The organism is Klebsiella sp. D-Nf1 (genome assembly GCF_002810515.1).
GTDB lineage: Bacteria > Pseudomonadota > Gammaproteobacteria > Enterobacterales > Enterobacteriaceae > Klebsiella > Klebsiella variicola.
This window is the reverse complement of record NZ_PIOK01000007.1, coordinates 108,835-122,619: the sequence shown is the minus strand read 5'-3', so window position 1 is coordinate 122,619 and position 13,785 is coordinate 108,835. Positions and strand designations below refer to the sequence as shown.

9 protein-coding genes are annotated in these 13,785 nt (G+C 55.9%); 3 read left to right on the top strand and 6 right to left on the bottom strand.

Features of this window, described 5'->3' with window-relative positions; translation table 11 throughout:
- Window position 1: 1 nt before the first annotated feature.
- Window positions 2-796: an adenosylmethionine decarboxylase gene (gene speD, locus CWM54_RS23035; protein WP_008807406.1), complete on the top strand. Its 795-nt coding sequence runs from the start codon at window positions 2-4 to the stop codon at window positions 794-796.
- 148 nt (window positions 797-944) lie between these two features.
- On the opposite strand, the gene yacL is transcribed toward speD, so the two are convergent.
- Both yacL and acnB read right to left on the bottom strand, forming a co-directional pair.
- Window positions 945-1,307 carry a protein YacL gene (yacL, locus tag CWM54_RS23030; RefSeq protein ID WP_004204373.1) on the bottom strand — a complete coding sequence of 121 codons (363 nt, stop codon included), beginning with the start codon at window positions 1,305-1,307 and terminating at the stop codon, window positions 945-947.
- A 187-nt stretch (window positions 1,308-1,494) separates the two neighbouring features.
- Window positions 1,495-4,092, bottom strand: a complete 2,598-nt coding sequence (gene acnB / locus CWM54_RS23025; protein ID WP_074386855.1) for a bifunctional aconitate hydratase 2/2-methylisocitrate dehydratase — start codon at window positions 4,090-4,092, stop codon at window positions 1,495-1,497.
- A gap of 431 nt (window positions 4,093-4,523) precedes the next feature.
- Between acnB and CWM54_RS23015 the strand changes: the two genes are divergently transcribed.
- Together CWM54_RS23015 and CWM54_RS23010 are read left to right on the top strand one after the other, a co-directional pair.
- Window positions 4,524-6,128 (top strand): DUF3300 domain-containing protein, encoded by a 1,605-nt coding sequence (locus CWM54_RS23015; protein ID WP_100698604.1) that lies wholly within the window; start codon window positions 4,524-4,526, stop codon window positions 6,126-6,128.
- A gap of 11 nt (window positions 6,129-6,139) precedes the next feature.
- Window positions 6,140-6,946: a DUF2950 family protein gene (locus CWM54_RS23010; protein ID WP_061155742.1), complete on the top strand. Its 807-nt coding sequence runs from the start codon at window positions 6,140-6,142 to the stop codon at window positions 6,944-6,946.
- A gap of 56 nt (window positions 6,947-7,002) precedes the next feature.
- Here the strand turns inward: CWM54_RS23010 and CWM54_RS23005 are convergent, their stop codons facing one another.
- From CWM54_RS23005 to aceE, 4 genes are all read right to left on the bottom strand, one after another.
- Window positions 7,003-7,287, bottom strand: coding sequence for a hypothetical protein (locus tag CWM54_RS23005; RefSeq protein WP_061155743.1), 285 nt, complete (start codon window positions 7,285-7,287; stop codon window positions 7,003-7,005).
- 164 nt (window positions 7,288-7,451) lie between these two features.
- Window positions 7,452-8,876, bottom strand: a complete 1,425-nt coding sequence (gene lpdA, locus CWM54_RS23000; protein ID WP_061155744.1) for a dihydrolipoyl dehydrogenase — start codon at window positions 8,874-8,876, stop codon at window positions 7,452-7,454.
- Between the two features lie 206 nt (window positions 8,877-9,082).
- Window positions 9,083-10,981, bottom strand: a complete 1,899-nt coding sequence (aceF, locus tag CWM54_RS22995) for a pyruvate dehydrogenase complex dihydrolipoyllysine-residue acetyltransferase (protein ID WP_061155745.1) — start codon at window positions 10,979-10,981, stop codon at window positions 9,083-9,085.
- A gap of 14 nt (window positions 10,982-10,995) precedes the next feature.
- Window positions 10,996-13,659, bottom strand: coding sequence for a pyruvate dehydrogenase (acetyl-transferring), homodimeric type (gene aceE, locus CWM54_RS22990; protein WP_061155746.1), 2,664 nt, complete (start codon window positions 13,657-13,659; stop codon window positions 10,996-10,998).
- Between the last annotated feature and the right edge of the window lie 126 nt (window positions 13,660-13,785).

Here is a 13,785-nt window from a genome sequence, read left to right as displayed (position 1 = left end):
ATTGAAAAAATTGAAGCTGCACGGCTTTAACAACCTGACCAAAAGCCTGAGTTTTTGTATCTACGATATCTGTTACGCCAAAACGGCGGAAGAGCGCGACGGCTACATCGCCTATATCGACGAACTCTATAATGCCAATCGCCTGACGGAGATCCTGACAGAAACCTGTTCTATTATTGGCGCCAATATCCTGAATATCGCCCGTCAGGATTATGAACCCCAGGGCGCCAGCGTGACCATTCTGGTCAGCGAAGAGCCTGTCGATCCCAAGCTTATCGACCAAACCGAACATCCAGGTCCGCTACCGGAAACCGTGGTCGCCCATCTCGATAAGAGCCATATCTGCGTGCATACCTACCCGGAGAGCCATCCGGAAGGTGGCCTGTGCACCTTCCGCGCCGATATCGAAGTCTCTACCTGCGGGGTCATTTCACCGCTCAAAGCGCTGAACTATCTGATCCACCAGCTGGAATCGGACATTGTGACCATTGACTACCGCGTGCGCGGCTTCACCCGCGATATCAATGGGATGAAGCATTTTATCGATCATGAAATCAATTCGATTCAGAACTTTATGTCCGATGACATTAAGTCGTTGTATGACATGGTCGATGTGAACGTTTATCAGGAAAATATCTTCCATACCAAAATGTTGCTCAAGGAGTTTGACCTTAAGCACTACATGTTCCATACCCGACCGGAAGAGTTGACCGCCGAAGAGCGCAAGGTCATTACCGACCTGCTGTGGAAAGAGATGCGCGAGATTTACTACGGCCGCAATATTCCTGCCGTGTAATATTGGAAATGCCCGGTGGCGCTTGTGCTTGCCGGGCCTGTGGTACTGCGCCGCCTGGTCGCCCGGGTAAGGCACCAGCCGCTACCCGGGGATTTCCCCTGCTCACGCTACGCTTAGCAGGGCTACGGTCTTGCACCACCCGGCATAATTAACGCTGCTGCATAAATTCACGATAAGCGGCAACGACCTGCAGGAAATCCTCCACGCCGCAGAGAGAGAGGCTTTCTTCGTCGTAGTAGCTCATCCCCTCCTCGATTTCATCGCCAGAAAATTCCAGCTGATTGGCGCGGATCATCACCTCTTCGCCATCCAGCCACAGCGTATATTCATGGCCAGCCCGCTGCCAGGAACGTTCACTGCCCTTCACGGTGCGTGCAGCCTGCTCTACTTCATCAAGCAGGGCAAGATTGTCTTTCACCTCTTCGTTGAACCAGTGGCCAATCGCCTCGTGATCCATCGACATTCGCACCTTTACCACTCCGGTAATATCGCGCAGAAATTCGTAGTCCATAGTCTTTTCCTCTGCAAGGGCAATGCGTCACCGCTGCACTGTACCCATGCAGTAATTATCGCAGCAGACAGAAAGAAAAAAAGCGTAACGGGCAGGAGGTTTGGAAATAAAAATGCCCGGTGATGCAATGTTCACCGGGCATTGGGGAGTTTGTCGCCAAACGGTCAGCCGGGCTGACCGAATGGTTTTACACCGCGGTCTGGAAGATCACGCCGTCAGCTTTTTCAGTGTACTGATCCAGCTGGTTGAAGTTCAGATAACGGTAGGTATCTTCCGCTGTCTTATCCACCTGCGCCACGAAGGTCTGGTACTCTTCCGGCGTCGGCAGTTTGCCGAGCAGAGAAGCCACCGCTGCCAGCTCGGCAGAGGCCAGATAGACGTTAGCGCCGGTACCTAAACGGTTCGGGAAGTTACGGGTAGAGGTGGAAACCACCGTTGCACCGTCGGCCACGCGCGCCTGGTTACCCATACACAAGGAACAGCCAGGGATTTCGATACGCGCTCCGCTCTTACCAAACACACTGTAGTAGCCTTCTTCGGTCAGCTGCGCGGCGTCCATACGGGTTGGCGGCGCCACCCACAGGCGAGTCGGCAGCTGGCCTTTGTGGCTGTCCAGCAGCTTACCGGCGGCACGGAAGTGGCCGATGTTGGTCATGCAGGAACCGATGAACACTTCGTCGATCTTCTCGCCCTGCACGTCAGACAGCAGGCGGGCATCGTCCGGATCGTTCGGCGCGCACAGGATTGGCTCTTTGATATCCGCCAGATCGATGTCGATCACTGCCGCGTATTCCGCGTCAGCATCGGCTTCCAGCAACTGCGGATCCGCCAGCCATTTTTCCATACCCTGGATACGACGCTCCAGCGTACGGCGGTCGCCGTAGCCTTCGGCGATCATCCACTTCAGCAGGACGATGTTGGAGTTCAGATACTCAACGATCGGCTCTTTGTTCAGCTTGATAGTACAGCCGGCAGCAGAACGTTCAGCGGACGCATCGGTCAGTTCAAATGCCTGCTCGACTTTCAGATCCGGCAGACCTTCGATCTCCAGGATACGGCCAGAGAAGATGTTTTTCTTACCTTTCTTCTCAACGGTCAGCAGGCCCTGCTTGATGGCATACAGCGGGATGGCGTGAACCAGGTCGCGCAGAGTGATACCCGGCTGCATTTTCCCTTTGAAGCGCACCAGCACCGATTCCGGCATATCCAACGGCATCACGCCGGTCGCAGCGGCGAAGGCCACCAGACCAGAGCCCGCCGGGAAGGAGATACCGATTGGGAAACGGGTGTGGGAGTCACCGCCGGTACCCACGGTATCCGGCAGCAGCATACGGTTCAGCCAGGAGTGGATAACGCCATCGCCCGGACGCAGAGAAACACCGCCGCGGTTCATGATGAAGTCCGGCAGGGTATGGTGCGTGGTCACGTCAACCGGCTTCGGATAAGCCGCTGTATGGCAGAAGGACTGCATCACCAGGTCAGCGGAGAAGCCCAGACACGCCAGGTCTTTCAGTTCATCACGGGTCATTGGACCGGTGGTGTCCTGAGAACCGACGGAGGTCATCTTCGGCTCGCAGTAGGCGCCCGGACGGATACCGGCAACGCCGCAGGCGCGGCCAACCATTTTCTGCGCCAGAGAGAAGCCGCGGTTGCTTTCCGCCACGTCTTTCGCCTGACGGAATACGTCGCTGTGCGGCAGACCCAACGCTTCGCGCGCTTTGGTGGTCAGGCCGCGGCCGATGATCAGCGGAATACGGCCACCGGCGCGCACTTCGTCGATCAGCACATCGGTTTTCAGCTCGAAGCTGGCCAGCAGTTCGTTGGTCTCGTGGTTACGCACTTCGCCTTTGAACGGGTAAACGTCAATCACGTCGCCCATGTTCAGGTTGTTCACGTCCACTTCGATAGGCAGCGCGCCCGCATCTTCCATGGTATTGAAGAAGATTGGGGCAATTTTGCCGCCCAGGCACAGGCCGCCGCCGCGCTTGTTCGGCACGTTCGGGATATCGTCGCCCATAAACCACAGCACCGAGTTGGTGGCGGATTTACGCGAAGAACCGGTACCGACAACGTCGCCGACGTAGGCCAGCGGGTAGCCTTTCTGCTGCAGCGCTTCGATTTGTTTAATCGGGCCGACCGCACCCGGCTGATCCGGCTCAATACCTTCGCGGGCGTTTTTCAGCATCGCCAGCGCATGCAGTGGGATATCCGGGCGAGACCAGGCATCCGGCGCCGGAGACAGGTCATCGGTATTGGTTTCGCCGGTGACCTTGAAGACGGTAACGGTGATTTTCTCTGCCAGCTGCGGGCGGTTCAGGAACCACTCAGCATCAGCCCAGGATTGCATGACCCGTTTAGCATGCTCATTGCCTGCTTTTGCTTTCTCTTCTACGTCGTAGAAGTTATCGAACATCAGCAGAGTATGCGACAGCGCTTTCGCGGCAATCGGCGCCAGTTTCGCGTCGTCCAGCGCATCAATCAGCGGGTGAATGTTGTAACCGCCCTGCATGGTGCCCAGCAGTTCAATGGCTTTTTCAGGGGTTACCAAGGGGGAGGTCGCTTCGCCTTTGGCGATCGCGGCAAGGAATCCAGCTTTAACATAGGCGGCTTCGTCAACGCCCGGCGGTACACGGTTAATCAGCAGGTCTAACAGGAATTCTTCTTCGCCCGCAGGCGGGTTTTTCAGCAGTTCTACCAGCGCGGCCATTTGGGTTGCATCTAAGGGTTTGGCAACAATCCCCATGGCGGCACGCTCAGCTACGTGCTTACGGTATTCTTCTAGCACGACGGTTCTCCTCGCTTCTCATTGTCATAATGCGGCCTACACGTCTTCAATCAATCTGCTTCGGTATTGGCAGTTTGCCGCCTTGACGCATCTTGAAGGATTTAGTGGCTGGGCGATTTTCTTCACGCTCCTGTGAGACAGCAGTTTGTAGGGTAAATGCCCGATACCGCGTCGGCAGCATAGCAGGATTTTTGAAAGGTGTTAATCTGTTTACAAAAAAGCAACATTAAAATTTAGCTGAATCGTTAAGGGCAGGATATTGCAGGCTTTCTGTTCAAATCCCGCGACAAAAATTCCTTTCCGCGTACAACTCCCCGGGCCGATCCCAACAATAATCAATAAAAAGCCATACCGCTTACTTATACTCAGCAAACGCGCCGTTTTCGCCGATACTTTAGCGAGATGGGTTACTTTTTGGGTCAGGAGCTTCTATGTCACTGCCGTTCAAACCCCATATCATCGCCCTGCTCTGTAGCGCTGGCTTACTCGCGGCGGCGGGAACACTCTATGTGCAAAGCCGTACTCCAGAGACGGTCACTGAGGCGGCGGCGCAGCCTGCACCGACACCTGCGCCAACCCCAGCCACGCCACCTGCCACCGCGCAACCGGCAGCCACCACCTATACGCCGGCGCAGATTGATCAGTGGGTCGCACCCATCGCGCTTTATCCGGACAGTTTGCTGTCGCAGGTGCTGATGGCCTCCACCTATCCGGATAACGTCATGCAGGCGGTGCAGTGGTCCCAGGACAACCCTACCCTGAAAGGTGACGCGGCCGTGCAGGCGGTGACCAGCCAGCCGTGGGATCCCAGCGTCAAATCTCTTGTCGCCTTCCCAGCCCTGCTGGCGATGATGGGCGAGAACCCGCCGTGGGTAGAAAACCTCGGCAACGCGTTTTTGGCCCAGCCACACGATGTGATGGACTCGGTGCAGCGCCTGCGCACCATTGCCCAGCAGACCGGGACGCTGAAATCCACGCCGCAGCAGAAAGTGATTGTCACCGCTGCTGCGCCTGCACCGACCACTACTGCAAAAAGCAACACCGTATCAACGTCAACCACTACCGCGGCGGCGCCCGCGCCGACCCAGGTCATTAAAATAGAACCGACCGACCCGCAGGTGGTGTATGTCCCGAACTACAACCCTGCCTCGGTCTATGGCACCTGGCCGAATAGCGCCTATCCGCCGGTCTACCTGCCGCCCCCTCCCGGCGAGCAGTTTACCGACAGCTTCGTCAAAGGCTTTGGTTACAGCCTCGGCGTCGCCACCACCTGGGCGTTGTTTAGCAGCATCGACTGGGATGATGATGACTACCACCATCACGATGACGACTACCACCGCGGCGACTACTCGCACAATGGCGATAACATCAATATCAATGTGAATAATTTCAACCACATTACCGGGCAGAATCTGCCAGGCAACCGCGTTAACTGGCAACACAACCCAGCCTATCGCGGAAACGTGCCTTATCCCGATAATACCGTCGCCCAGCGCTTCCATCAGACCAACGTTGCCGGTGGACTGAGTGCCACCCAGCATACGCCGGTCGATCGCGATGCGCAGCGCCAGGCGGCAATAACCCAGCTTCAGCAGCGCAATGCGCCGGCGGCCACAGCGGGTAACCTGGCGGCAAACAATCCCTCGCGTGATGCCCAACGTCAGGCAGCCTCGGCGCAATTAAAACAAGCTACCCAGCGCAGCAACTATCGCGGTTACGACAGCACACCGACCCAGCAGCAGCGTCGCGATGCGGCAAAAACGCAGTTGAAAAATCCCACGCCGCAGCAACAGCAGCGTCGAGAAACCGTCAAAAGCCGCGAGCAGAACCCGACACCTCAGCAGCAACAGCGTCGGCAGCAGCAGGTTAGTCATTTACGTACCAGCGCTCTTAGCGGCAACGAAAGCCGCGCCCCCTCCTGGCAAGCGCAGCAGGAACGGGGACTGCAAAGCCGCCAGTTTTCCGGCGTAAACCGCGAACAGCGCAACGGCGCCAGAGAACGTTCTTCCGAACACCATGAACTGCGCCGCCGCTGAGGATGAGCAGAATGAGAAATCTATTACCTATTGCCCTGTTCACATTGATGCTGTCACCGTTAGCCGCGTTCGCCCAGCAGCAGTTTTCTACCCCGGAACAGGCCGCGAGCGCGCTGGCTGAGGCGCTCAGCCAGCAAAATGAAGCGGCGCTGAGCAAGGTGCTCGGCGATAACTGGCAGCAATTTTTACCGCCCGATGGGATCGACCCCAGCGCCGTCGACCGCTTTCAGCGCGACTGGCAGGTGAAACATGTCATCGTGCAGCAGGGTGATAACGCCTGGCTCGACGTCGGCAGCGAGGCATGGCGGCTGCCTGTGCCTATCGTAAAAACGTCTCAGGGCTGGCACTTTGATATGGCCGCAGGCGAAGAGGAGATCCTCACCCGCGCCATCGGTCGCAATGAGCTGTCAGCGATAGCCGCCATGCACGCTTACGTTGATGCCCAGCAGGATTACTACCAGCTGAACCACCGCTGGGCGCAGAAAATCATCAGCAGTGAAGGCAAAAAAGATGGGTTGTACTGGCCGACGTCGCCGGGTGAAACGCCCAGTCCGCTGGGGCCAGCATTCAGCCCGACGGAGCCCGGTGCCGGTTATCATGGCTATCGTTTCCGCATTATCGCAGGCCGCGATGACCAGGATGCGGCCTTGCTCGCCTGGCCTGTGGAATGGGGTGAAACCGGAGTGATGAGCTTTATGATCGATCAGCACGATACCGTTTATCAGGCTAATCTCGGTGAAGAGAGCGCCGCAAAAGCGCAGGCCATCACGCGCTTTGCCCCCAATGCTGACGCCGGCTGGCAGGTTGTCAAACCATAAAAAAACGCCAGGTTGCCCTCAAGCAACCTGGCGTTTCTATTCGCTTAGCCCTTCGCTTAGCCCTGATGGGGCATCAGAGACGGGTCGCCGGTAAAAATCGGCTTTGTGCTGGATAATGCTGCTTCATCAGCGCTGATGCTTCCGGAGTTCGCCGCCCATACCCCTTCATTGCTCTTTGTCACCTGCTGATGCTGGGCATTCAGATCCTGGCCCATCGCCGCGATATGGGTCGTTTCCGTACCACCGCTGTTGTCCGCCCAGGGAATGGTCACGTCAGCCGCGCAGGCCACACCGGATAAGCACGTTGCAGCAACCAGCGCTGCGGTTAAAAAGCGTTTCATCTCACACCTCAATCATATCGTTAACTGCCTATAAGTTTATGGCGTGACTATTTTCAAAGTATGTATAAGGTGTAGCGGTTTATGAACGGTGACATAGTTCTAAACATCAGGCATAAAAAAAGCGGCTCCGGGAGCCGCTTATGCTTTTTGCCTGAAAGAAAAAGTTACTTTTTCTTCGCTTTGGCGTTTGGCAGATCGGTGATGCTGCCTTCGAAGACTTCTGCCGCCAGGCCAACGGACTCGTGCAGAGTCGGGTGAGCGTGGATGGTCAGCGCGATGTCTTCAGCGTCACAGCCCATTTCAATAGCCAGACCGATTTCACCCAGCAGCTCGCCACCGTTGGTGCCGACAATCGCGCCGCCGATAACACGGTGGGTCTCTTTGTCGAAGATCAGTTTGGTCATACCGTCTGCGCAGTCGGAAGCGATAGCACGGCCGGAAGCAGCCCACGGGAAGGTGGCGGTTTCGTAGCTGATGCCTTTCTCTTTCGCTTCTTTCTCAGTCAGACCAACCCATGCCACTTCTGGCTCGGTGTAGGCGATGGACGGGATCACTTTCGGATCGAAGTAGTGTTTCAGACCAGAGATAACTTCTGCGGCAACGTGACCTTCATGGACGCCTTTGTGCGCCAGCATCGGCTGACCGACGATATCGCCGATAGCAAAGATGTGCGGCACGTTGGTGCGCATTTGTTTGTCAACGCGAATGAAGCCACGATCGTCCACTTCCACGCCAGCTTTGCCTGCATCAAGGTTTTTGCCGTTCGGTACGCGACCGATAGCCACCAGCACGGCGTCGTAACGCTGTGCTTCAGCCGGCGCTTTTTTGCCTTCCATGGAAACGTAAATACCGTCTTCTTTCGCTTCAACGGCAGTCACTTTGGTTTCCAGCATCAGGTTGAATTTCTTGCTGATGCGTTTAGTGAAGACTTTCACCACGTCTTTATCGGCCGCCGGGATAACCTGGTCGAACATTTCAACCACGTCAATCTCTGAACCCAGCGCATGGTATACGGTACCCATTTCCAGACCGATGATACCGCCACCCATGACCAGCATGCGTTTCGGTACGGATTTCAGTTCCAGAGCGTCGGTGGAATCCCATACGCGCGGATCTTCATGCGGGATAAACGGCAGCTGAATCGGACGGGAGCCCGCCGCGATGATCGCGTTGTCGAAGTTGATCACGGTTTTACCGTTTTCGCCTTCCACTTCCAGGGTGTTGGCGCCGGTAAATTTACCCAGACCGTTAACCACTTTCACTTTACGGCCTTTGGCCATACCAGCCAGGCCGCCGGTCAGTTGAGTGATAACTTTTTCTTTCCAGGTGCGGATCTTGTCAATGTCGGTTTTCGGTTCGCCGAAAACGATACCGTGATCGGCCAACGCTTTCGCTTCTTCGATAACTTTTGCCACGTGCAGCAGCGCTTTAGACGGGATACAACCCACGTTCAGACAAACACCACCGAGGGTGCTGTAACGTTCTACGATGACGGTTTCCAGACCTAAATCAGCGCAACGGAAGGCTGCAGAGTAACCTGCGGGGCCTGCCCCAAGTACCACGACCTGAGTTTTGATTTCAGTACTCATCATGACCTCTGTAATTTATATCCGGCGGGTCTGACGCTATTATTCTTACGCCCAAGTCCACCGGGACGTTCTATCCGCGTGTATTTTACAAAATTGTTAACAATTTTTAAACAACAAACGGCAAACGATTTTGTCCTTTGTTGCTGATAATCCCCAACAGCCTGAGATTATCAGAAAAAAGCCGGCCGTCAGGCCGGCTTTTTCGATTACATCACCAGGCGGCGAATGTCGCTCAAGGTGTTGTTAATGATGGTAATGAAGCGGGCACCATCAGCACCGTCGATGACGCGGTGGTCGAAGGACAGAGAGATCGGCATCATCAGACGCGGAACGAACTCTTTACCATTCCATACTGGCTCCATCGCGGACTTAGACACGCCCAGGATGGCCACTTCCGGCGCGTTAACAATCGGCGCGAAGTGGGTGGTACCCAGGCCGCCGATGCTGGAGATGGTGAAGCAACCGCCCTGCATTTCGCCAGCCGTCAGCTTGCCATCGCGCGCTTTCTTCGAGATGGTGGTCAGTTCACGAGACAGCTCGGTGATGCTCTTCTTATTCACGTCTTTGAAGACCGGAACCACCAGACCGTTCGGGGTATCAACCGCCACACCGATGTTGATGTATTTCTTCAGCGTCAGGCGCTGGCCATCTTCGGAGAGCGAGCTGTTGAAGCGCGGCATCTGCTCAAGCGCAGCGGCAACGGCTTTCATGATGAAGACCACTGGGGTGAATTTCACGTCCAGTTTACGCTTCTCAGCTTCGGCGTTCTGCTGCTTACGGAACGCTTCCAGATCGGTGATATCGGTTTTGTCGAAGTGGGTAACGTGCGGGATCATCACCCAGTTACGGCTCAGGTTAGCACCAGAGATTTTCTGGATACGACCCAGTTCCACTTCTTCGATTTCACCAAACTTGCTGAAGTCAACCTTCGGCCATGGCAGCATGCCCGGGATACCGCCGCCAGCGGCAGCCGCCGGTGCGGATTCAGCGCGTTTAACCGCGTCTTTCACATAAGCCTGAACGTCTTCGCGCAGGATACGACCTTTACGGCCGGTGCCTTTCACTTTCGCCAGGTTAACGCCGAACTCGCGCGCCAGGCGGCGAATCAGCGGAGTCGCGTGAACGTAAGCATCGTTTTCAGCGAATTCGGTTTTGCCTTCTGCTTTCGCAGCCGGTGCAGCGGCAGGCTTAGCAGCCTGAGCCGGTGCAGCAGCCGGTGTCGGAGCAGCAGCTTGAGCCGGAGCGGCGGCAGGCGCAGCGCCTTCCACTTCGAAGACCATGATCAGGGAACCGGTTTTGACTTTATCGCCGGTGCTGATTTTGATCTCTTTGACGGTGCCTGCGAACGGCGCCGGCACTTCCATAGACGCTTTATCGCCTTCGACGGTGATCAGGGACTGCTCGGCAGCCACTTTATCGCCGACTTTAACCATCACTTCAGTGACTTCAACTTCATCACCGCCGATGTCCGGGACGTTAACGTCTTTCGCGCCAGCGGCGGCAGCCGGTGCCGCGGCAGCCGGAGCGGCAGCTTGTGCCGGAGCAGCGGCAGGCGCAGCGCCCGCCACTTCGAAGATCATGATCAGGGAACCGGTGGACACTTTATCGCCGGTGTTGATTTTGATCTCTTTCACGGTACCCGCGAACGGCGCCGGCACTTCCATAGAGGCTTTATCGCCTTCTACGGTGATCAGGGATTGCTCAGCGGCGATGGTGTCGCCCACTTTAACCATGATCTCGGTGACTTCAACTTCATCGCCGCCGATATCCGGGACGTGAACTTCTTTCGCTGCCGCGGCAGCTGCTGGCGCAGCCGCAGCCGGAGCGGCTTCTTTCTTCTCTTCCTGCGCAGGTGCAGCGGCTGCTGCACCCTCGGCGGAATCGAAAATCATAATCAGTTTGCCAGTCTCGGTTTTGTCGCCGACGGAGACTTTAATCTCTTTCACGACGCCAGCCTGCGGAGACGGGACTTCCATAGAGGCTTTATCGCCTTCTACGGTGATCAGCGACTGTTCAGCTTCTACTTTGTCGCCAACTTTGACCAGGATCTCGGTGATTTCAACTTCATCAGCCCCGATGTCCGGTACTTTGATTTCGATAGCCATTATTCTTTTACCTCTTACGCCAGACGCGGGTTAACTTTTTCTGCATCGATGTCGAATTTAGCGATAGCGTCAGCCACCACTTTCTTATCGATTTCACCACGTTTAGCCAGTTCGCCCAGCGCCGCAACGACCACATAGGAAGCATCGACTTCGAAGTGGTGACGCAGGTTTTCACGGCTGTCGGAACGACCGAAGCCATCGGTACCCAGTACACGGTAATCATCGGCCGGTACATAAGTACGAACCTGCTCGGCGAACAGTTTCATATAGTCAGTGGATGCCACGGCCGGAGCGTCGTTCATCACCTGAGCGATGTACGGCACGCGCGGGGTTTCCAGCGGGTGCAGCATGTTCCAGCGTTCGCAATCCTGGCCATCACGCGCCAGTTCGGTGAAGGAGGTGACGCTATAGACGTCAGAGCCCACGCCGTAGTCTTTCGCCAGGATCTGCGCTGCTTCACGAACGTGACGCAGGATAGAACCGGAGCCCAGCAGCTGAACTTTACCTTTGCTACCTTCGATGGTTTCGAGTTTGTAGATACCTTTACGGATACCTTCCTCGGCGCCTTCCGGCATGGCCGGCATATGGTAGTTTTCGTTCAGCGTCGTGATGTAGTAGTAAACGTTCTCTTGCGCTTCGCCGTACATACGTACCAGACCGTCATGCATGATGACCGCCACTTCGTACGCGTAAGACGGGTCGTAGGAGATGCAGTTCGGGATAGTCAGCGACTGAATATGGCTGTGGCCATCTTCGTGCTGCAGACCTTCGCCGTTCAGCGTTGTACGACCGGAAGTACCACCGATCAGGAAGCCGCGAGCCTGCTGGTCGCCTGCCTGCCAGCACAGGTCGCCGATACGCTGGAACCCGAACATCGAGTAGTAGATGTAGAACGGGATCATCGGCAGGTTGTTGGTGCTGTAAGAGGTCGCCGCAGCCAGCCAGGATGCGCCTGCGCCCAGCTCGTTGATCCCTTCCTGCAGAATCTGGCCTTTCTCGTCTTCTTTATAGTAGGCAACCTGCTCACGGTCCTGCGGGGTGTACTGCTGGCCGTTCGGGCTGTAAATGCCGATCTGACGGAACAGACCTTCCATACCGAAAGTACGCGCTTCGTCGGCGATGATCGGCACGAGGCGGTCTTTGATGGATTTGTTCTTCAGCATCACGTTCAGGGCACGAACGAACGCGATAGTGGTAGAGATCTCTTTATTCTGCTCTTCCAGCAGCGGAGCGAAATCTTCCAGCGTCGGCAGCTCCAGCTTCTCAGAGAAGTTCGGCTGACGGCTCGGCAGATAGCCGTGCAGTTTCTGACGCTGGGCGTGCAGATAGGTGTGCTCTTCGGAACCTTCCGGGAAGGTGACGTACGGCAGTTTTTCGAGATCGGCATCGGCAACCGGCACGTTGAAACGATCGCGGACGTAACGAACGCCGTCCATGTTCATTTTCTTAACCTGGTGGGCGATGTTTTTACCTTCAGCGGTGTCACCCATGCCGTAACCTTTAATGGTATGGGCGAGGATTACGGTCGCTTTGCCTTTGGTTTCCTGCGCTTTTTTCAGTGCAGCGTAAACTTTCTTCGGATCGTGGCCGCCGCGGTTCAGGGCCCAAATCTGCTCGTCAGTCCAGTCGGCAACCAGCGCCGCGGTCTCCGGATATTTACCGAAGAAGTGCTCGCGGACGTAAGCGCCGTCTTTGGATTTGAAGGTCTGGTAATCGCCGTCAACGGTTTCTTCCATCAGCTGAATCAGCTTACCGCTGGTGTCTTTACGCAGCAGCTCATCCCAACGACCGCCCCAGATAACCTTGATAACGTTCCAGCCAGCACCACCGAAGATGCCTTCCAGTTCGTTAATGATTTTGCCGTTACCCGTCACCGGGCCGTCAAGGCGCTGCAGGTTACAGTTGATAACGAAGACCAGGTTGTCCAGCTTCTCACGGGTGGCGATGGTGATCGCACCTTTAGATTCCGGCTCGTCCATCTCACCGTCGCCCAGGAAAGCATAAACGGTTTGTTTGGAGGTGTCTTTCAGACCACGGTGTTCCAGATATTTCAGGAACTTAGCCTGATAAATCGCCCCGATTGGGCCCAGGCCCATCGAAACGGTCGGGAACTGCCAGAATTCCGGCATCAGTTTCGGGTGCGGATAAGAGGACAGACCTTTACCGTGAACTTCCTGACGGAAATTGTTCATCTGCTCTTCAGTCAGACGACCTTCCAGGAAAGCACGCGCATATACGCCCGGAGAGATGTGACCCTGGAAGTAAACCAGGTCGCCGCCATCCTGCTCGTTGCGTGCACGGAAGAAGTGGTTGAAGCACACTTCGTAGAAGGTTGCAGAAGACTGGAAGGACGCCATGTGGCCGCCCAGTTCGAGATCTTTTTTCGATGCGCGCAGAACGGTCATGATGGCGTTCCAGCGGATCGCAGAACGGATACGACGTTCCAGATCCAGATTACCCGGGTATTCCGGTTCATCTTCAACGGCAATAGTGTTTACGTAACCGCCGGTCGATGCGCCAGCAGCCACTTTCACCCCGCCTTTGCGGGCTTCAGAAAGGAGTTGGTCAATAAGATACTGAGCACGCTCAACACCTTCTTCACGGATGACCGATTCGATCGCCTGTAGCCAGTCGCGAGTTTCGATCGGATCCACGTCATTTGGTAAACGTTCTGACATGGGGGGTATTCCTTATCTATCTAATCGTTGATTAATCTGGAACCTGTCCCATTGAACTCTTTGCTCTTCACGTTTGAACAACCAAAAATTCAATAAGACAGGTTCTGCGTTTAGTTGCCGCGCTCT